The sequence below is a fragment of the Streptomyces sp. S.PNR 29 genome (assembly GCF_030386795.1).
GTDB lineage: Bacteria > Actinomycetota > Actinomycetes > Streptomycetales > Streptomycetaceae > Streptomyces.
This window is the reverse complement of the sequence record NZ_JANUQM010000014.1, coordinates 114,007-132,337: the sequence shown is the minus strand read 5'-3', so window position 1 is coordinate 132,337 and position 18,331 is coordinate 114,007. Positions and strand designations below refer to the sequence as shown.

Annotated in this window: 13 protein-coding genes; 4 read left to right on the top strand and 9 right to left on the bottom strand. The window is 72.3% G+C overall.

Going from position 1 to position 18,331, the window contains the following annotated elements; genetic code table 11:
* Positions 1-157 precede the first annotated feature (157 nt).
* The 4 genes from NW895_RS32195 to NW895_RS32180 all read right to left on the bottom strand — a co-directional run bounded on the left by NW895_RS32195 (position 158) and on the right by NW895_RS32180 (position 5,310).
* Positions 158-352 (bottom strand): acyl-CoA carboxylase subunit epsilon, encoded by a 195-nt coding sequence (locus NW895_RS32195; RefSeq protein WP_289940086.1) that lies wholly within the window; start codon positions 350-352, stop codon positions 158-160.
* A gap of 57 nt (positions 353-409) precedes the next feature.
* Positions 410-1,993, bottom strand: coding sequence for an acyl-CoA carboxylase subunit beta (locus NW895_RS32190; protein ID WP_289940085.1), 1,584 nt, complete (start codon positions 1,991-1,993; stop codon positions 410-412).
* Between the two features lie 153 nt (positions 1,994-2,146).
* Positions 2,147-4,450 carry a polysaccharide lyase 8 family protein gene (locus NW895_RS32185; protein ID WP_289940084.1) on the bottom strand — a complete coding sequence of 768 codons (2,304 nt, stop codon included), beginning with the start codon at positions 4,448-4,450 and terminating at the stop codon, positions 2,147-2,149.
* 32 nt (positions 4,451-4,482) lie between these two features.
* The gene (locus NW895_RS32180) at positions 4,483-5,310 is read right to left on the bottom strand and encodes an SDR family NAD(P)-dependent oxidoreductase (RefSeq protein WP_289940083.1); all 828 of its coding nucleotides are present in this window, start codon (positions 5,308-5,310) and stop codon (positions 4,483-4,485) included.
* A gap of 274 nt (positions 5,311-5,584) precedes the next feature.
* Between NW895_RS32180 and hpnR the strand changes: the two genes are divergently transcribed.
* Positions 5,585-7,066: a hopanoid C-3 methylase HpnR gene (gene hpnR / locus NW895_RS32175; protein ID WP_289940341.1), complete on the top strand. Its 1,482-nt coding sequence runs from the start codon at positions 5,585-5,587 to the stop codon at positions 7,064-7,066.
* The gene (locus tag NW895_RS32170) at positions 7,063-7,938 is read left to right on the top strand and encodes a DMT family transporter (RefSeq protein ID WP_289940082.1); all 876 of its coding nucleotides are present in this window, start codon (positions 7,063-7,065) and stop codon (positions 7,936-7,938) included. The genes hpnR and NW895_RS32170 overlap by 4 nt, the downstream gene beginning before the upstream one ends.
* Before the next feature lie 16 nt (positions 7,939-7,954).
* On the opposite strand, the gene NW895_RS32165 is transcribed toward NW895_RS32170, so the two are convergent.
* Complete coding sequence (locus tag NW895_RS32165) at positions 7,955-9,238, bottom strand: glycosyltransferase (RefSeq protein WP_289940081.1); 1,284 nt, start codon at positions 9,236-9,238, stop codon at positions 7,955-7,957.
* A gap of 161 nt (positions 9,239-9,399) precedes the next feature.
* Between NW895_RS32165 and NW895_RS32160 the strand changes: the two genes are divergently transcribed.
* Entirely contained in the window at positions 9,400-9,957 is a 558-nt protein-coding gene (locus tag NW895_RS32160) for a YceI family protein (RefSeq protein WP_289940080.1), read from the top strand.
* On the opposite strand, the gene NW895_RS32155 is transcribed toward NW895_RS32160, so the two are convergent.
* Complete coding sequence (locus NW895_RS32155) at positions 9,944-10,510, bottom strand: cysteine hydrolase family protein (protein ID WP_289940079.1); 567 nt, start codon at positions 10,508-10,510, stop codon at positions 9,944-9,946. The genes NW895_RS32160 and NW895_RS32155 overlap by 14 nt on opposite strands.
* Positions 10,511-10,626: 116 nt before the next feature.
* On the opposite strand from NW895_RS32155, the gene NW895_RS32150 reads away from it, so the two are divergent.
* Entirely contained in the window at positions 10,627-11,982 is a 1,356-nt protein-coding gene (locus tag NW895_RS32150) for a wax ester/triacylglycerol synthase domain-containing protein (protein WP_289940078.1), read from the top strand.
* Here the strand turns inward: NW895_RS32150 and NW895_RS32145 are convergent.
* From NW895_RS32145 to cimA, 3 genes are all read right to left on the bottom strand, one after another.
* Positions 11,865-13,226, bottom strand: coding sequence for a hypothetical protein (locus tag NW895_RS32145; protein ID WP_289940077.1), 1,362 nt, complete (start codon positions 13,224-13,226; stop codon positions 11,865-11,867). The genes NW895_RS32150 and NW895_RS32145 overlap by 118 nt on opposite strands.
* A gap of 72 nt (positions 13,227-13,298) precedes the next feature.
* Positions 13,299-16,310 carry a glycoside hydrolase family 3 N-terminal domain-containing protein gene (locus NW895_RS32140; protein ID WP_289940076.1) on the bottom strand — a complete coding sequence of 1,004 codons (3,012 nt, stop codon included), beginning with the start codon at positions 16,308-16,310 and terminating at the stop codon, positions 13,299-13,301.
* Positions 16,311-16,619: 309 nt separating this feature from the next.
* The gene (cimA, locus tag NW895_RS32135) at positions 16,620-18,224 is read right to left on the bottom strand and encodes a citramalate synthase (RefSeq protein WP_289940075.1); all 1,605 of its coding nucleotides are present in this window, start codon (positions 18,222-18,224) and stop codon (positions 16,620-16,622) included.
* Positions 18,225-18,331 lie beyond the last annotated feature (107 nt).

The window sequence follows — 18,331 nt, the reverse complement described above, 5'->3', positions numbered from 1 at the left end:
AACCGGTCCGGGCCCTCCTGTCCGCGGATGCACGACCTTGCTGCGATCCCGGCCGTCACTGCGGCACGGGGTGCGTCAGTCGCTCGCGGCGCCGGAGGCGATGGCGTACGGCCCCGCCCTCCCGAAGGAGAACGGGGCCGTGGGTAGGCCGAAAGGCTCAGCGCCAGCTGTGCGGCGCCCGGAAGCCCGGCTCGCGCTCCAGGCGGCGCCAGCCGGCCTTCACGCGGCCGCGGTGGGCCGGAGTGGTCGTGGACGGGCGGGCTGCGGCGCGGGCCAGGAGGATGGCCGTGATGGCGGCGACTTCCTCGGGCTCGGCGTGGCCCTTCTCGACGCGGATGTCAGGGGTGTCCATGGGTGTCAGTCTCCGTGAGAGAGAGGTCGGCGGGGTTGCCGCGACGGGTCCGCTGGGTTACTGCGGGGGGTTGCCGTGCTTGCGGGAGGGCAGGTCGGCGTGCTTGGTCTGCAGCATCGCCAGGGACTTGATCAGCACCTCGCGGGTCTCCGCCGGGTCGATCACGTCGTCGACCAGGCCGCGCTCCGCCGCGTAGTACGGGTGCATCAGCTCGGACTTGTACTCCTTGACCATCTTCTGCCGCATCGCCTCGGGGTCCTCGGCGTCGGCGATCTGCCGGCGGAAGATGACGTTGGCCGCGCCCTCGGCGCCCATCACCGCGATCTCGTTGGTCGGCCAGGCGTAGGTGAGGTCCGCGCCGATGGACTGGCTGTCCATCACGATGTACGCACCTCCGTACGCCTTGCGCAGGATCAGCGAGATCCTCGGCACGGTCGCGTTGCAGTAGGCGTAGAGCAGCTTCGCGCCGTGCCTGATGATGCCGCCGTGTTCCTGGTCGACACCCGGGAGGAAGCCCGGGACGTCCAGGAACGTGATGATCGGGATGTTGAAAGCGTCGCACATCTGGACAAAGCGCGCAGCTTTTTCACTCGCCTCGATGTCCAGCACACCCGCCAGCACCTGCGGCTGGTTGGCGATGATGCCGACGACCTGGCCGTCCATCCGGCCCAGCGCGCAGATGATGTTGCGCGCCCAGCGCTCGTGGACCTCCAGGTACTCACCGTCGTCGACGATCTCCTCGATGACCTTGACCATGTCGTACGGCCGGTTGCCGTCGGCCGGGACCAGGTCCAGCAGGACGTCCGACCGCCTGTCCACCGGGTCCGTGCTCTGCACCCTCGGCGGGTTCTCCCGGTTGTTCTGCGGGAGGAGCGACAGGAGGTAGCGGACCTCCGCGATGCACGTCTCCTCGTCGTCGTAGGCGAAGTGGCAGACGCCCGAGGTCTCGGCGTGGACGTCCGCGCCGCCCAGGCCGTTCTGGGTGATCTCCTCGCCCGTCACCGCCTTGACCACGTCCGGGCCGGTGATGAACATCTGCGAGGTCTCACGGACCATGAACACGAAGTCCGTCAGGGCGGGGCTGTACGCCGCGCCGCCCGCGCACGGGCCGAGCATCACGCTGATCTGCGGGATGACACCGCTCGCCTTGGTGTTGCGCTGGAAGATGCCGCCGTAGCCGGCGAGGGCCGAGACGCCCTCCTGGATGCGCGCGCCCGCACCGTCGTTCAGCGAGACCAGCGGGGCACCGGCCGCGATGGCCATGTCCATGATTTTGTGGATCTTGGTGGCGTGGGCCTCGCCCAGCGCGCCGCCGAAGATCCGGAAGTCATGGGCGTAGACGAAGACCGTACGGCCCTCCACCGTGCCCCAGCCGGTGATCACACCGTCGGTGTACGGCTTCTTGGCCTCCAGGCCGAAGCCGGTGGCCCGGTGCCGGCGCAGCTGTTCGACCTCCCGGAAGGAACCCGGGTCCAGCAGCAGCTCGATGCGCTCCCGTGCGGTCAGCTTGCCCTTGGCGTGCTGCGCCTCGGTCGCCCTTTCGCTGGGGCCCGCCAGCGCCTGTGCACGGATCTCGTGCAGTTCGGCCACTCGCCCGCGCGCGTCCGTCGGCTCACCCGGCGCCTCATCCAAAACGGTCATGTAGCGACCTTACGAAGCAGACCGGCGAAAGCGAGCCGTCGACTCCTCACAGTCTCCGGCGTGTTTTCCTGGTACCCCTGAACAGAACCACCGCGGCATGCAGCCGTTTCGACTGCTCAGAGGGCCTGGCGCTTGTAGGGGTCGCACAAGTCCTCAGCTGAGAACCACCTCACATCGGTGGCCTGCGCATGCCTCCCCCGGAGTGACACGGAGCCTCAACCGGCGGCCCGCGGAGAGAACCTCGACCGAGTCGTCGGTCCGGACGACCGCGCGCACGGGGTGGTCCCAGGTGATCTCCAGCGGCCGGCCCGTGCGCGGCGGCTCGCTCACGCAGAGAGTAGCCGTACGGCCCTGGCGGCGGAGGAGCAGGCTCGCGCCGGCCGTTGCGCCGAGCGGACCCGCCGTACCGGCCTGCCAGAAGTTCGCGGCCGTCAGGCCCAGGGAGGGCACGGCCACCGCCTGGCATCTGCTGTCGTTGGCGAGGATCGGCAGCCAGCGGTGGTCGGCGGCGCGGCGGGCGACCGCCTGGCGCGTGGCGCCGGGCATCAGGACGTAGACGTACCTGGCGTCCGCCGGGTCCGTGCCGTGGTCCAGCCAGAGGGTCTGCCAGCGGCGGGTGCGGCGCTCGGTGCCGCCGGCGGTGTTGATGTCGGACCAGGCGCCGGTGCGGTCCTCGCGGAGGGTGCGCAGCTCGCCCTCGGGGATCAGCCAGCCGCCGTGTCCCTCCAGATGGGCCCAGCCCCTGCCCCGTACGAAGGTCTGGGTGCCGCCCTCGCCGAGGTTGCGGTTGTCGACGATCGTCTCGACCGGGGTGCCGTCGGTGCAGGTGATGCCCGCCCCGAGGCAGATCACCGCGTCCGCGACGCAGAACCAGGACTTGTGGGCCCGCAGGGTCGAGCCGAGTCCCTTCAGGTGCTGCCCGATCGCCGCGTACTCGCCGTCGGTGATGCCGCCGACCCACCGCACGTCCGGCTTGGGCTCGCCCCACTCGCCCCCCGCGCGGTCCGGCAGGCGTGTGGTGGAGACGGTGGTGCCGGGCAGGCGGTACCAGTCGACGGTGGGCCAGAACCAGTCGGTGTACTGGTCGGTCGCACCGGCCCACCAGGAGAGCATCCCGGCGCCGGTGTGCCAGCCGCGCGGGTTCTCGCCGTTGCCGCACTCGTAATGCGCGATGCGGTCGCTGGACATGGCGATGTTCGCCACGAAGCCGGGGCGGCGGTGCACGGCGCGGTCCATGGCGGCGAAGAGGTGGTGTCCGACGGGTTCGGGAGCGGGCGCGACCGGTGAGGCGGCGATGGCGTGCAGGCGGGCCAGGTCCGCGGTCCCGAACTGTCGTGCCGACAGGATGGGGCTGACGGTGTCTCGCTCGATCCAGCCCTTCACGCGCGCGTGCCAGCGCGTCCGTTCCGCCTCGCTCGCCCCGGCCGCCAGCAGCGCGATGGCCGCGATGAGCTGCTGCCCGTGGAAGTGGTCGCCGCGCATCACGTGCCGGTCGTCGCTCTTGAGGTGCCCCCGGCTGATCGCCCGGCCGCTGACGCTGTCCATGACCAGCCCGTCGTGGAGGAGCGGCGCGTAGGCGTGCTCGACGCTGTCCAGGACGATCTGCCGGTTCGGGTCCGTGACCTCCCAGTCCGACCCGGCGAACAGGGCGAAGAGGCGGCCGAGCCCGTCGAGCAGGACCTGTCCGTACGTCCCCGAATAGGCGACCCAGGTGTGCTGGACGAAGGAGCCGTCGGCGTAGAGGCCGTCTCCGCCGGTGACGTACGGGAAGACCGGCGAGAGCGCGTCCCGGGCGAGGGCGATCCTGGCGGGAGCGCGTCCCAGGACGCCGCGCAGGGCGACGGAGCGGCACAGATCGACGCGGTTGGCGCCGGTCGAGGTGCCGGAGTAGTCGCGGAGCATGCTGTCCGGGATGAAGTGGTCCACGGCGGCGCAGGCGGCGGTGATCCGGGGCGCGCCGAGCTGGTCGTACAGGGCGGCCGTGATGTCCATCAGGAGGCGGGGGCTGCCGATCTGCCACTCCCACCAGTTGCCGTAGCGGGTGGTGGAGGGGTTGTAGACCGTGGCGGAGAGGTGGTCGAGGCCGCGCAGGATGTCCGCGAGGAGGGTGTCGTCGCCCGTGCAGCCGGTGCCCTGCTGGACGTACGCCTGGGTCATGGTCCACAGCCGGCCGTAGCTGAAGGTGATGCCGGAGGGCGGGTCGAAGGGACGTTCGGGCCAGAGGGAGGTGGGGGTGGGGGCCATGGTGGCCTGGAAGGCGCGGGCGAGTTCGCCGATCTCGGCGAGGCGGGAGGCGTACGGTTCGGCGGCGGGGTCGTAGCCGGTGCCGAGGGCGAGGTCCAGCCAGCGTCCGCGGAGGGTGACGTAGCGGTCGGAGGCGGCGGCGCGGGCGGTTCCTGCGGTGAGGGCCGCCAGGAGGCCGGCGGCGGCGAGGACGGCTCGACGCGTGGGAGTCATGCCCAGCCGTCTATCACGCGGGCGAGCGTGGGTCAGCCGAAGCGGTTGAGCAGGCGCCGGTACAGGGTGGGCGTCAGGCCGCGCACCCGGCCCGGCAGGGTCAGCCAGCCGGGCACGTGGACGTCGTCGCGCCCGTGTTCGACGGCGTCCCAGACAGCGCCGGCGATCCGGCCGGGCGAGGTGGGGCGCGGCCGGGACCGCTGGTAGGGGGTGCCGCGGTGTTCGAAGAAGGGGGTGTCCACCGGGCCCGGCACGAGGTGGGTCACTCCCACGCCGGTCCCCCGCAGTTCCTGCCGCAGCGCCTCGGCGAACGCGGCGACGCCGGCCTTGGCGGCGGAGTACACCGCCTCCTCCCGTACGCCCACGGTGCCCGCGACCGAGCCGACGAGGACCACGCGTCCCCGGCCCGCCTCCACCATGGCGGGCAGCACCTCCCGTACGAGGTGGACGGTGGCGACCAGGTCCAGGCCCAGCACCTCGTCGATGGCCGTGTGCGGCATCGCGGTGAAGGGACCGGCCCAGCCGATGCCCGCTCCCGCCACCAGCAGGTCGATCCGGCCCGACGCCTCCAGCGCGGCCCGTGCCAGTCCCCGCGGACCCTCGGGTGTGGCGAGGTCGGCGGGCAGGACGACGGCCGACGTGCCGACGGCGGTCTGCTCCAGGCGGCGCCGGTCCCGTCCGCTGAGCAGCAGGTGCCAGCCCCCGGCGGCGAAGCGGCGTGCCGTGGAGGCGCCGATCCCCGAGGAGGCGCCGGTGATCAGGGCCACGGGCCGGTCCGGGTGCCGGAGTGCCGGACGTCCGGGTGCGGGGGCGGTGGCCGTCGGCGGGTGGGTGAGGGAAGGGGGACGTGGGTGGGTCACGATGGTCTCCCCGCGCTGGAGCTACAGGTCGCTGGAGTTACAGGACACCGCCGACCGGAACACCGGCGCCAGTTCAGCGGCCATTCGCGGGACGCGGGCGGTCGGCGGCCGGGGGGGTTCCGGCGCGGTGAACCACCCGTGAGTGCCGCCCGGTGCGGCCAGGCGGGGGTATGGGCGGTGCGCGGGGCGGAGGGGCCGGGATACCAAGGGGATACCTCTGACGTTCCGGTTCCCCTCCGTTCCGGTTCCAGCCCGATCCCGTGACGAGGTGACCATGCGTGTGCTGCTCGTCCACCCCAGTGCCCTGATGTACTCCGAGATCTTCCTCCGGCTGGAGCCCCTGGGCCTGGAGCGGGTGGCGGGCGCGGCCCGGGAAGCGGGGCACGAGGTCCGGGTCGTGGACCTCCAGGTGCTCAGCCGGTCCAGGCTGGCGCGTGAGGTGCGGTCGTTCCGGCCTCAGGCGCTCGGCATCTCGCTGAACTACCTGGCGAACGTCCCCGAGGCGATCGGCCTGGCCGCGGCGGTGAAGCGGGCCGTGCCCGGCTGCTTCGTCTTCCTGGGCGGGCACAGCGTCTCCTTCGTCGCCGAGGAGGTCATCGAGCAGGCGCGCGGTGCGGTGGACGCGGTGGTCCGGGGCGAGGGCGAGCCGGCGATCGCGCCGCTGCTTCAGGCGGTCCGGGACGGTGGGGTGGACGGGGTGCCCGGGATCGTCACGGCCTCCGGGCGCGGGCCGGCACCGCTGATGCTGCACGGCATCGACGCCCCGCGCCCGGCGCGCGACCTGATGCGGGGCCGGCGCCGCTACTTCATCGGGGAGCTCGACCCGTGTGCCTCGATCGAGTTCACGCGCGGCTGCCCGTGGGACTGCTCGTTCTGCTCGGCCTGGACGTTCTACGGCCGCAGTTACCGCAAGGCTTCCCCCGAGGCGGCGGCCGAGGACCTGGCGGGCATCCGTGAGCCCAACGTGTTCATCGTGGACGACGTCGCCTTCATCCGGCCGGAGCACGGCGACGCCATCGCCGCGGAGGTGGAGCGGCGCGGTATCCGCAAGCGGTACTACCTGGAGACCCGCAGCGATGTGCTGCTGCGCCACCCGGAGGTGTTCGAGCGGTGGGCGCGGCTGGGGCTGCGCTACATGTTCCTGGGGATGGAGGCCATCGACGCGGAGGGGCTGGAGCTGTTCCGCAAGAGAGTCAGCCCCGACGAGAACCTCCGGGCCCTTCAGGTCGCCCGCCGCATGGGCATCAACGTCGCCATCAACCTGATCGTCGACCCGGGGTGGGACGAGGAACGCTTCCGGGTCGTCCGGGAGTTCGCGCTGTCCGTGCCGGAGATCGTCCACTTCACGGTGATGACGCCGTATCCCGGTACGGAGATCTGGCACACGGAGTCGCGCCGGCTCACCACGCGGGACTACCGCCTCTTCGACATCCAGCACGCCGTGGTCCCGACGAAGCTGCCGCTGGAGCGGTTCTACGAGGAGCTGGTGCGCACCCAGGCGGTGATCAACCGCAAGCACCTGGGGCTGCGCACGGCGTTCGGCGCGGCACGCGTGCTGACCCGCAACCTGCTGCACGGGCAGACGAACTTCGCGCGCATGCTGTGGAAGTTCAACCAGGTCTACAACCCGCGCCGGCAGCTCGCCGACCACGCCCTGCCCGTGCGGTACGAGCTGCCCCTGCCGCAGCCCGTCGACGTCGGCGACCGGCGCCGCCTGTACGTCCACACCCGGGGGGCGACGCCCCGCCGGCCATGACGATCGCCGTCCTCGCGTCGCTCGCCGCCGGGGTCTGCTTCGCGGTCGCGGGTGTGCTCCAGCAACGGGCCGCGGGCGCCCGTCCGGACGAGGAGGCGCTCTCCCCGCGTCTGCTGGCCCACCTGGTACGGGACCGGCTGTGGCGGTACGGCATCGCTCTGGCCGTGCTCGCCTACGGCTTCCAGTCGCTGGCGCTGGCGTTCGGGCCGCTCAGCCTGGTGCAGCCGCTGATCGTCACCGAGCTGGTGTTCGCGGTTCCGCTGTCCGCGCGGCTGTACCGCATGCGGCTGGGGGCCCGGGAGTGGTTCGGCACCCTCGCGGTGGCCGCGGGCCTGGCGCTGGCCCTCGCCTCGGCCCGCCCGCACGGAGGGCACCCCGGTGCGACGGATCTCCTGTCCTGGCTGCTGGTGCTGGGCGCGACCGCCGCCCTGGTCTGCTGCGCGCTGGCGACCGCGCGGCTGCTGCACGGGCCCTGGCGGACGTCGGCGCTGGCGCTGGCGGCCGGGGCGGTCATGGGCACCCAGTCCGTGCTGCTGGCCGCGACGGTCGGACGGCTCCGGCACGGGCTGCCGACCGCGCTCGCCGCCTGGGAGACGTACGCCCTCGTCGTCGCCAGCGTGGTGGGGCTGCTGCTCATCCAGAGCGCGTTCCAGCAGGGGCCGTTGGCCGCGAGCATGACGGTGATCGACGCCGCCGAGCCGGTGGTGGCGGTGACCGTCGGCACGGCGGTCTTCGGCGAGACCGTCCGCACCGGCTGGCCCGTCACCGCCGTCACGGCGGCAGGGCTGGCCCTGGTGATCGCCGGAATCGTCAGCCTGGACTCGTCACCGCTGGTGGCGGCGCTGCACGGAGGGCGCCGTGACGGCGACTGAGCGGCATGCGTCACGGTCAGGCCGTCCACTCGTCGCCGCCCCGACACGACCGGACAGGCGGCGACCACACCGGCAGGAGGTCCTCGGTGAGGACCCGGTCCCAGGTGGGATGCGTGGAGCGGGCCGTGGCCGCGGCGTGGTGGCGCAGGGAGTCGAGTCGGGTCGGGCGGTCGATCAGGGCGCGCAGGGCGTCCGACCACTCCCCGGGGTCGTCGTGCGGTACCACGAGGCCGTCGCGGCCGGGGGCGGTCAGCCACTGCGTGGTCGTGGCGCCCTCGGGCAGGACGACCGCCAGGCCGCTCGCCATCGCCTCGGCGACGACATTGCCGGCGGTCTCCGTACGGGACGGGAAGGCGAAGATGTCGCAGCCCGCGTAGACGTCCGCCAGCCGGTGCTGCGGGAGAGGGCCGAGGAGGGTGACGTCCGGGCCGAGGGTCCGCCGTGCCGGGTCCGCCTCCGCCCCGGAGCCCGCCGTCACGAGGTGCACGCCGCGGCCCCGGTCCCGCAGCCGCCGTACGCTCTCCACCAGCAGCGGCACACCCTTGGACGCGTCCAGGCGTCCGGCGAACAGCACCAGCGGACGGTCCGGCGGCACGTCGTACTGCCGGGCGAGCCGGGCGCGGGCCGTGGGGTCGGGGTGGAAGCGCTCGTGGTCGATGCCGCGGCGGAGCAGGGAGATCCGGTCCGCGCCCAGCGCGCGGGCGAGCTCCTCGCGCCCCGCCGGGGTGGGGACGAGCACCCGTTCGCACCGGCGCAGCAGCCGGTCCCGGCGTCGCCGCATCCAGGCCTCGGCGCCGTCCGCCGTCCGGTCCGCGAGGTAGCCGACGGGCGCGCGGGCGGAGGCGGGCAGCCGGTGGCCGGCGAGGTAGCGGGTGTACACCGAGGCCAGTGCCGGGACATCGGTGTGCAGCGAGCCCAGGAGTCTGGGCCGCCGGGCCGTACGCCGGGCGAGCCGGGCCGCGGTGGCGGCGTAGGCGAAGCTGTGCGTCAGATGCCAGACGTCGTGCCGTGGGAGCAGCCCGGCGAGGCGCGGGTGGTACGGGGCGAGGTCGGTGACGTCCTCCGCTCCGTCGGCCGACACCAGGGCGGCCGAGCTGAGCACGGGCCGCAGCGTGACGAACCGTACGTGCGGCGAGAGGCTCTGCGTCCGCTCCCGCTCGCCGAGGAAGTAGACGGTGAGATCGAGCCCGTGGGGGTCCGGCAGCCGGGCGGCGCTTTCCGCGAACCGTTCCCAGCACTTGACGTGGCCACCCGCCGTGTCGCTGCGGACCAGCTCGACCAAGACCGCGACCGAGGACATGGTGCACGGGTACCACTTCGCCCGGTTTTCCAATCGGTGTCCGGCACGGGTGTGGACATCGCGGACGCACGGCGCAGACGGTTGAAGGCGGAACGGAATAGGTCTACAGTCCCCCGTGTTGGACTAGTTAAAGGTTCAACATTCTGGCAGAGGAGCAAAGCATGGGCACGAACCCGGACCTGGCCCGCCTGACCGGCGACTACACGATCGACCCGGCCCACTCCACGCTCGGCTTCACCGCGCGTCACGCCATGGTCACCAACGTCAAGGGCAAGTTCCTCGACTTCAGCGGCGAACTGCACCTCGACGGCACCGACCCGTCCCGGTCCACGGCGTCCCTCGACGTGAAGATGGACAGCATCGACACGGGTTCCGCCGACCGCGACGGCCACCTCAAGAGCTCGGACTTCTTCAAGACGGACCAGTTCCCGACGATGACCTTCCGCTCCACCGGCGCGGAGTCCCTCGGCGGCGACGACTACCGCATCACCGGCGACCTGACGATCCTCGGCACCACCAGGCCGATCACCATCGACCTGGAGTTCAACGGCGCCGCCAAGGACCCCTTCGGCAACGAGCGCGTCGGCTTCGAGGGCAAGGCGCAGCTCCTGCGCTCCGAGTGGGGCCTGACCTGGAACGCGGCCCTGGAGACCGGCGGGGTGCTGGTGTCCGACAAGATCAAGCTGAACTTCGACATCTCGGCGATCAGGAACGCCTGACGGGCGGGCCGGGAGCGGCGAAGTCCACCTCGGACGCGGGCAGGACGCGGATACGGCGTCCGGTGTAGCCGATGTACCGGTACACGGCGTTGTGATGGGCGATCGCACGGTCCGACGAGACCAGGCCGTCGGCGTCGGGCCGTGCCTTCGTGGTGTGGCCGTCGGCGACCAGGATGAGGTCGTAGCGGCGGCTCAGCGCCTGCCGTGCCGTGCTGTCCACGCAGAACTCGGTCGCGTACCCGGTGACCACCACCTCGGTGACGCCCAGCGCCGTGAGGATCCGGTCGAGGCCGGTGTCCACGAAGGCGTCCGCGCCGGTCTTGTGGACGACGGTCTCCCCTTCGGCGGGCCGGAGCTCGGGCACGATCCGCCAGCCCTCGCTGCCGGCCTCCAGCCCCTCGCCCCGGTGCTGGATCGTCACCACCGGCACACCGGCGGCCCGGGCGCGCTCCCGTAGCCCGGCGATGGCGGCGACGGTCTCGGCGGCGCGGTCGGCGACGGCCATCAGCGCGTTCTGCATGTCGAGCACGAGGAGCGCGGGTGTGTGCGGCATGCGCTCACGGTAGCCGCGCGCCCCCGCTCCGCCGCCGCCGATCTGCCGACAGCAGACGCCGGGAGATTCCCCGTTCTTCCGGCACACGTCACTGTGTGTCACTACAGTGCTGCTCCATGCATGCCATCGGAGCCATGGACCGGGCGTTCCTGAGCATGCCCGACGACCAGCCGCCGGTCGTCGGGTTCTTCCTCGACTTCCTCGGGCCGCCGCCGTCGTACGACGACCTGGCCGCGCGCGTCCTGCGGGAGGCCCGGCGGCTGCCTGCCCTGCGGCACCTCTTCCCTCCTCGCGGGGCACGGATCTGGCCCGCCCAGGGCGGTGACCTGGATCAGGCGGTCCACGTCCATCACCGCGAGGTGCCGACGGGCGGTCCGCAGGCGCTCGCCGACGTGTGCGAGAGCCTCATCGGGCATCCCCTGCCCGGACGGCGGCACCCGCAGTGGGACTGCTGGCTGCTCACCCGGCGGGACGCGCCGGACCGGTTCCGTGTCTGCTTCCGGGTGCATCACGCCTTCCTCGACGGTGTCGGCGCCGCCCACGCCCTGATCGCGCTGCTCGCCGACGCACCCGTCGAGGGCCCCCGCCTGCACGGCACCGAGAGGCCGGGCCCCGGCGCGCTGCTGCGGGCGGCCTGGGGAGTCGCCTCGCCCGCCGTGCGCACCGACCGTGCCGGGCAGCACCTGGGCAGCGCACCGCCGGGCCGGGCAGCGCCCCTGTGGAGCCATCACGACGTGCCCACGGCACGGCTGCGCGACCTCGCCACGAGCCACGGCGTCACCGTCAACGACGTCAGCCTCGCCGCCCTCGCCCTCGCGCTGCGGTCCTGGAAGGCGCCCACCGCCACATCCGATCAGCGCACCCTGATGATCATGTCCACCCGCCGGACGCACGAACAGTACGGGCCCGGCAACCGCGTGGCGGGTTCCCTGGTCGCGCTGCCCCGCACGGCCACCACCCTCGGCGCCGCGCTGGAGGCGGTGCACCGCCAGACCGAGGTCCTGCGGCGGACACAGCGCCGGCATGCCGTCCGCGCCCTGCTCGACCTGCCCAGGCCGCTGGGACCGAGCGCCGGCCTGCTGCGCGGCGTGCTCGGGCCCCGGGTGTACCCGCTGCTCACCAGCAGCGTGACCTTCCCGGTGGCCTTCGTCAGTTTCGGCGCGCGGCTCGACACCGCCTCCATGGTGCTCAGCATCGGCGACCGGACTCCGGTGTACCTCTCCTTCACCCGCACCCCGGACACCGTGCGCTGCACGGTGGTCGCGGACGCGCCCCGCGCGCACACCGTCGACCTCGCCCGCCACTGGGCCCGGGCACTGACGGATCAGGACGACCCGGCCAGGGGCGGGACCGCTCAGAACCCGCCGCCGAAGTCCCCGCCCCCGCCGAAGTCCCCACCGCCGAAGCCGCCGCCGAAGTCACCGAAGTCACCGGAGTCGAAGTCGGCGCCGGAGACGTCGCCGCCCTCGTAACCGCCGAAGTCGCCGTACCCGCCGCCGTAGTCGGCCGCGTAGGCGGGGCCCGCCATCATGCTGCCGAGCAGTGTGCCGACCAGCAGGCCCGGCAGGATGCCGCCGCCGAAGTAGCCGCCCGCCCAGGGGCCGTAGGCGGGTCCGGCATCCCAGTACGGGCGGCGGCCGTAGTCGGTGTCCACCTCGCGGATGACGGGATCGCGGCCGTCGGCCAGACGGGTCCGGTCGGCGGCGCAGACCGGGACCTCGCGGGCCGCGCCGCCCGGGGGTGTCCAGGTGGCGTCGGCGACCGAGGGGCCGTGGCGCGGGTCGAAGAAGCAGGGCGGCCGGCGCTCGGGCAGCGGCCTGTGCTCGCGGCGGGCGGCGAGCTGGACCAGCGAGAAACGGCCGTCCTCCAGGGCCTCGGTGACCGTACGGACGTCCTCCGGTCTGCGGGCCTGAGCCATGGACGTCTTCGCCTTGTCGTAGGAATCCAGGGCACGCTCGTAGTCCGCGCGCATCAAGTCGTCGGCGCCCGGCTCGCCGGGGTGGAAGTCCAGGCGGTCCAGTTCCTCGCCGAAGGCCGTGATGTCCTCGTCGACCACCACGCGCAGCCTCTCCAGCGCCTGCCGCTGCTCCTCCTCGTGGCGGCGGCGGTTGCGGCGGACGAGCGTGTAGGCACCCGCACCACCGGCCGCCAGGACCGCGCCGGCGACGATCAGCCCGGTGGTCGACACCCCGCCCCCGTCACCGGAGGTGGACCAGCCGGCGGGGGCCGAGCCGCCCATGTTGGCCAGCGCCCGGTCGGTGAAGTCGTCGAGCTGGGTCCGCACGTCGTCCTCGCCGCGCACGCTGGTCACCAGGTTCTGCACGGCGTTGCGCGGCAGGACCGAGGAGTCGGCGCGGGCGTCGAACCGGTCGCCGAGGCGGACGGCGTACAGGCCGGTGACGCCGGTGGCGGTACGCAGGTCCGTGAAGAGGTTCTCGGTGGGGAAGCCGTCCGGGAGCACCGCCACGAACAGCGGCTTGTCGGCACCCTCGATCTGCTTGGCCAGGGCGTCCGCGTCGGACTCCGGCAACTCGTCGGCCGCGGCCGGGTCGACGTAGACCGGGTTCTTCTGCAGGGCTTCGGCAACGGCCTGGACGCCGGTGGCCGCGGAGGCGCCTGGAGCACCCGCCGTCAGGACCGACAGAGCGGTCAGGACGGCGAGCGCCAGCGCGATGAGCAGTCCGGTCGGACCTCGGGTAGGTATCGCGGCCTTCATACCACGAAACTACCCGAAATCACCCGGAAATGGTCATTGTGCTTCGTGGTTCTCGGGCCGTGGGCAGGTTCCTCAGGCCGCCCGCCAGGCCTGCGTCAGCTTCTCGACCGCCGCTGTGTACCGGCCGGTCAGCAGCAGGTGGTCCGCGTCGGCGAAGGGCCCCGCCACCGCGGCCGTGATGTTCCCGCCCACCTTCCGCTGGACGATCAGCCGCGCCTTGGTGACGAGCGAGCGGCCCGCCTGCTCCGCCCCGGCCCGCTCCGCCGCCCCGGCCGCGACCCGGAGCGCCTTCAGCGTGGCCGCACCGCCCTCCGGAACCCTGGTCAGAGTGGTCAGGCCCCAGCCGTACGGGAACTGCGGGTCGTACGAGGCGTCGCCGACGTTGATCGGCAGCTGGGCCTCGGACTTCGGCCACGTGACGGGGAGCTGCCCGGTGAAGGGCCGCCTGCCGTACAGCACGTCGGCCACGCCGTCGCCCTCCGTGCCCGGCAGCCAGGACGCCACCAGCGCGTCGATGTCGCCGAGCCGGTCGCCGATCAGCTGCGGGCGGCCGGAGACGATCAGCACCGCGCACTTCATGGCGGCGCACACCTTGTCGACGGCCGCGCGGTCGGCGGAGGACAGTTCCAGGTCGTGCCCGTTGCCGACATCGCCGGCGCCCTCGGCGTACGGGGTCTCCCCGACCACGACCACACCGACGTCGTAGCCGTTCACGGGCTGGGAGGCGTCCTTCGAGTAGGTGATGTCGCCACCCGCCCCGCGCAGGCCCTCCAGGATGGTCGTGCCCTCGGTGATGTCACCGGAGGAGCCCTGCCAGGTGACGGTCCAGCCGCCGCTCTGGTTGCCGATGTCGTCGGCGTTGGATCCGGCGACGTACACCTTCTGGCTCTTCTTCAGCGGCAGCACCCCGCCGGCGTTCTTCAGCAGCACCTGCGACGCGGCGGCGGCCTCGCGCGCCACGGCCCGGTGCGCGGCGGAGCCGATCTTCGCGGCGCCGCCGGTGTCGGCGTACGGGTGCTCGAAGAGGCCGAGCCGGAACTTCTGGGTCAGGATGCGGGAGACGGCGTCGTCGATCCGCCGCTCGCTGATCCGTCCCGCCCTCACCTCGTCGACGAGCGTCGCGTGGAAGTCCTGGTACGCGTACGGAACCATGATCATGTCGAGTCCCGCGTTGACCGACGTACGGACGTCGGAGGCGTAGTCGCCGGGGATCTGGTCGATGGCCTGCCAGTCACTGATGACGAAGCCGTCGAAGCCCATACGGTCCTTGAGCACGCCGTTGATCATGTCGGCGCGGGCGTGCATCTTCACCGGGCCCCGGCCGTCGCCGATCAGGTCCAGGGAGGAGAACGACGGCATGACCGTGCCGACGCCCCGGTCCACGGCCGTCCGGTACGGGGCGAGGTGGACGGCCTCCAGCTGCTGCCGGGTGATCTTGGTGACGCCCTGGTCGATGGTGTACGTGCCGGTGGTCGAGGAGCCGTACTCGGTGCCGCCGTCGGCGACGAAGTGCTTGGCGGTGGCGAGGACCTTGTCGCTCCGGTCCAGGTCCCGTCCGTCCGCCTTGCCCTGGAGACCCTGGATGATCGTCTCCATGGAGTCGACGAGGGCCGGGTCCTCGCCGAAGGACTCGTAGGTGCGGCCCCAGCGTTCGTCGCGGGCCACGCACAGGCAGGGGGCGAAGTCCCAGGGGATGCCGGTGGCCCTGGTCTCGGCGGCGGTCACCGCGCCCGCCCGGTGGGCGATCCGGGGATCGCGGGTGGCGCCGAGGCCGATGTTGTGCGGCATGATCGTGGCGCCGGCCAGGTTGTTGTGGCCGTGCACGGCGTCGACGCCGTAGATCAGGGGGATCTGGAGGCGGGTGGCCTGCGCCCGCAGCTGGAAGGCGTCGATCATCTTCGCCCAGCCGGCCGGGGTGTTCGGGGTCGGCGTCGAGCCGCCGCCGGACAGGAGCGAGCCGAGGGCGTACTTCTCGATGTCCCCGGCCTCGGTGAGCGCGCCGCGCTCCGCCTGGGTCATCTGGCCCGCCTTCTCCTCCAGGGACATCCGCCCGAGGAGATCGGCCACGCGCTCCCGCACCGGTAACCGGCTGTCCAGGTAGGGCAGTCCGTGCGCGTCGACCACGATCTGCGGGGTCCCCGCCGGGGGCTTGGCGCCCCTGACCGTGAGCTTCAGGGGAACGGTCTCGGCCGTCTCGGCGGACCGGTCCTTCAGGGTGGGGACCCGGAGGGTGCGGGTGGCGCCGGAGGCCGTACCGGCGGGGAAGGTGACCTCGCCCGTGACGGGGGTGTAGTCCTTGCCCGGGTCGGCGGTGCCGCCGGTGGTCTCGTAGGTGACGGTCACGGGCTCGGCGAGCGGGGCGTTGCCGGTCGTGGCGACGGTGAGCCGCACGCTCGCCGCGGCGCCCTCCCGCACGGGGTACACGGCGGCGTCCGTGGTGACGGAGGCGCGCAGGGACTGGTCGGCCTTGCCGTACAACTCCACGCCGTCCATGGCGAAGTCGCCCTTGGCGCCCGCCGGGAGCGTGACGGCGTATCCCCACATCGCGGTGAGCCCGAGGATCTGGTCGATGCCGCCGACGGGCTGGTAGTCCGTGCGATACGTGAAGTCGGTGAAGGGGATCTCGATCTGTTTCCAGCCGCTGAAGTCGTCGGTGAACGAGGTCGTCCAGAGCTCGGACGCCTCGCCGTTGGCGCCGCCGTCCCTGATCTCGAAGGCGATCTTCCGGCCGTTGTTCCGGCCCTCCCACCAGAAGCGGACGCCCTTGTGGGCGGACCAGTCGTGGGCGGGCTCGGCGTGGGCGAAGCCGTGGGTGAAGCCGCCGTAGCCGCTGATGTCGTAGGTACCGGAGAGGACCTTGTCGCCCTCGGGGGCGTCCTCCCGGGCGGCCAGGCGCAGAGCGGGTGGGTCGTCGTTGTCGGAGCCCCAGGTGAAGACGCCCTCGGCGGGCGGGTCCGCGAAGGGCACCTCGCCCTCGAAGTGGTCGAGGGGAGCGGGGGCGGGATCGCCGGCCGCGCGTGCGGAGGCCAGCGGGAGCAGTCCGGTGAGGAGGGTGGCACAGGCGAGCAGGGCGGTTCTACGCATGGAACGTCCCTCTACTCTCGTAGTCCACAAACGACTCATGTCACGGCGTGAGTGAACTGGCGCTCCGCGCAGGCGTCAAGACTTCACGTCAGGACCGGTTGGGCGGCAACTCCCGGCCGGATCCGGCGCGTTGTCCCTTCGGGAAGTGAACGTCCCGGCGCGGGAGCGCGGCGTCCGCTCCAGGTCCTGGGCGGGCGGGTCGCCACGTGCCCCCGGGCCAGGAGGGTCCCGGCGTCCGTGTCCATGTCGTCCATGGCTCCACCGTGCCGTGGATGTCGGGCCCGGGGGTGGCGGCGAGGTCCGTTCGGCCTACTCGGCCGGCGTCACCCCGGCCCGCAGCAGCCCGTACGTGTACGCGTCCTCCAGGGCCTGCCACGACGCGGCGATGACGTTGTCCGCGACGCCCACCGTGGACCACTCCCCGGCTCCGTCGGACGTGGCGATCAGGACCCGGGTGGTGGAGTTGGTGCCGTGCTTGCCCTCCAGGATGCGGACCTTGTAGTCGACCAGCTCCAGCTTGGCGAGCTGGGGGTAGATCTTCTCCAGGGCGACGCGCAGGGCGCGGTCCAGAGCGTTGACCGGGCCGTTGCCCTCGGCCGTGGCGACGATGCGCTCGCTCTTGGCCCAGATCTTGACCGTGGCCTCGTTGGCGTGGGTGCCGTCGGGGCGGTCCTCGACGATGGCACGCCACGACTCGACCTCGAAGTACTTGAGGGGCTTGCCCTCGGCCTCCGTGCGCAGCAGCAGTTCGAAGCTGGCGTCCGCCGCCTCGTAGGTGTAGCCCTTGAGTTCGCGTTCCTTGACGCGCTCGACGACCCGGCCGACCAGTTCGCGGTCGCCGCCGAGGTCGATGCCGAGTTCCTTGCCCTTGAGCTCGATGGAGGCGCGGCCGGCCATGTCGGAGACCAGCATGCGCATGGTGTTGCCGACCAGCTCGGGGTCGATGTGCTGGTACAGGTCCGGGTCGACCTTGATGGCGGAGGCGTGCAGGCCCGCCTTGTGCGCGAAGGCGGAGACGCCGACGTAGGGCTGGTGCGTGGAGGGGGTGAGGTTGACGACCTCGGCGATGGCGTGCGAGATGCGGGTCATCTCGCGCAGCCGGCCGTCGGGCAGGACCTTCTTGCCGTACTTCAGCTCCAGGGCCGCCACGACGGGGAAGAGGTTGGCGTTGCCGACGCGCTCGCCGTAGCCGTTCGCCGTGCACTGCACGTGGGTCGCGCCCGCGTCGACCGCGGCGAGGGTGTTGGCGACCGCGCAGCCCGTGTCGTCCTGGGCGTGGATGCCGAGCCGGGCGCCGGTGTCCGCCAGCACCGTGGCGACGACCGCCTGGATCTGCGCAGGGAGCATGCCGCCGTTGGTGTCGCAGAGGACGACCACGTCGGCGCCCGCCTCCGCGGCCGTACGGACGACCGCTTTGGCGTACGCGGGGTTGGCGCGGTAGCCGTCGAAGAAGTGCTCGCAGTCGACGAAGACCCGGCGGCCCTGTTCCTTCAGGAAGGCCACTGTGTCGCGGACCATCTCCAGGTTCTCGTCCAGGGTGGTGCGCAGAGCGAGTTCGACGTGCCGGTCGTGCGACTTGGCCACCAGGGTGATCACCTCGGCGCCGGCGTCCAGGAGCGCCCTGACCTGGGGGTCCTCGGCGGCGGTGGTGCCGGCGCGGCGGGTGGAGCCGAAGGCCACGAGCTGGGCGTGCTTGAAGTCGATCTCCTGCTGGGCGCGGGCGAAGAACTCGGTGTCCCGTGGGTTCGCGCCGGGCCAGCCGCCCTCGATGAAGCCCACGCCGAAGTCGTCCAGGTGCCGTGCGATGGCCAGCTTGTCCGCGACCGTGAGGTTGATGCCCTCACGCTGGGCGCCGTCGCGCAGGGTGGTGTCGAAGACGTGGAACGAGTCGTCGAGCTCGCTGGTTTCGGTCATGGTCTTGAAGGCTCCTGTGTTGGATCTCGGTCTACCGGAATGACCGGCTCCACCGTCCACTCATGGTCCCTTGCGCTCTCGCCTCCGGCTGCGGGTGGGCCAGAAAT

Bases quoted from the DNA above. Each gene is read 5' to 3' on its own strand.
- NW895_RS32160 (WP_289940080.1), top strand. From the start codon at position 9,400: ATGGGCACGAACCCGGACCTGGCCCGCCTGACCGGCGACTACACGATC.
- NW895_RS32140 (WP_289940076.1), bottom strand. From the start codon at position 16,310: ATGCGTAGAACCGCCCTGCTCGCCTGTGCCACCCTCCTCACCGGACTG.
- NW895_RS32185 (WP_289940084.1), bottom strand. From the start codon at position 4,450: ATGACTCCCACGCGTCGAGCCGTCCTCGCCGCCGCCGGCCTCCTGGCG.
- NW895_RS32150 (WP_289940078.1), top strand. From the start codon at position 10,627: ATGCATGCCATCGGAGCCATGGACCGGGCGTTCCTGAGCATGCCCGAC.
- NW895_RS32170 (WP_289940082.1), top strand. From the start codon at position 7,063: ATGACGATCGCCGTCCTCGCGTCGCTCGCCGCCGGGGTCTGCTTCGCG.
- NW895_RS32145 (WP_289940077.1), bottom strand. From the start codon at position 13,226: ATGAAGGCCGCGATACCTACCCGAGGTCCGACCGGACTGCTCATCGCG.
- hpnR (WP_289940341.1), top strand. From the start codon at position 5,585: ATGCGTGTGCTGCTCGTCCACCCCAGTGCCCTGATGTACTCCGAGATC.
- NW895_RS32165 (WP_289940081.1), bottom strand. From the start codon at position 9,238: ATGTCCTCGGTCGCGGTCTTGGTCGAGCTGGTCCGCAGCGACACGGCG.
- NW895_RS32155 (WP_289940079.1), bottom strand. From the start codon at position 10,510: ATGCCGCACACACCCGCGCTCCTCGTGCTCGACATGCAGAACGCGCTG.
- NW895_RS32195 (WP_289940086.1), bottom strand. From the start codon at position 352: ATGGACACCCCTGACATCCGCGTCGAGAAGGGCCACGCCGAGCCCGAG.
- NW895_RS32190 (WP_289940085.1), bottom strand. From the start codon at position 1,993: ATGACCGTTTTGGATGAGGCGCCGGGTGAGCCGACGGACGCGCGCGGG.
- cimA (WP_289940075.1), bottom strand. From the start codon at position 18,224: ATGACCGAAACCAGCGAGCTCGACGACTCGTTCCACGTCTTCGACACC.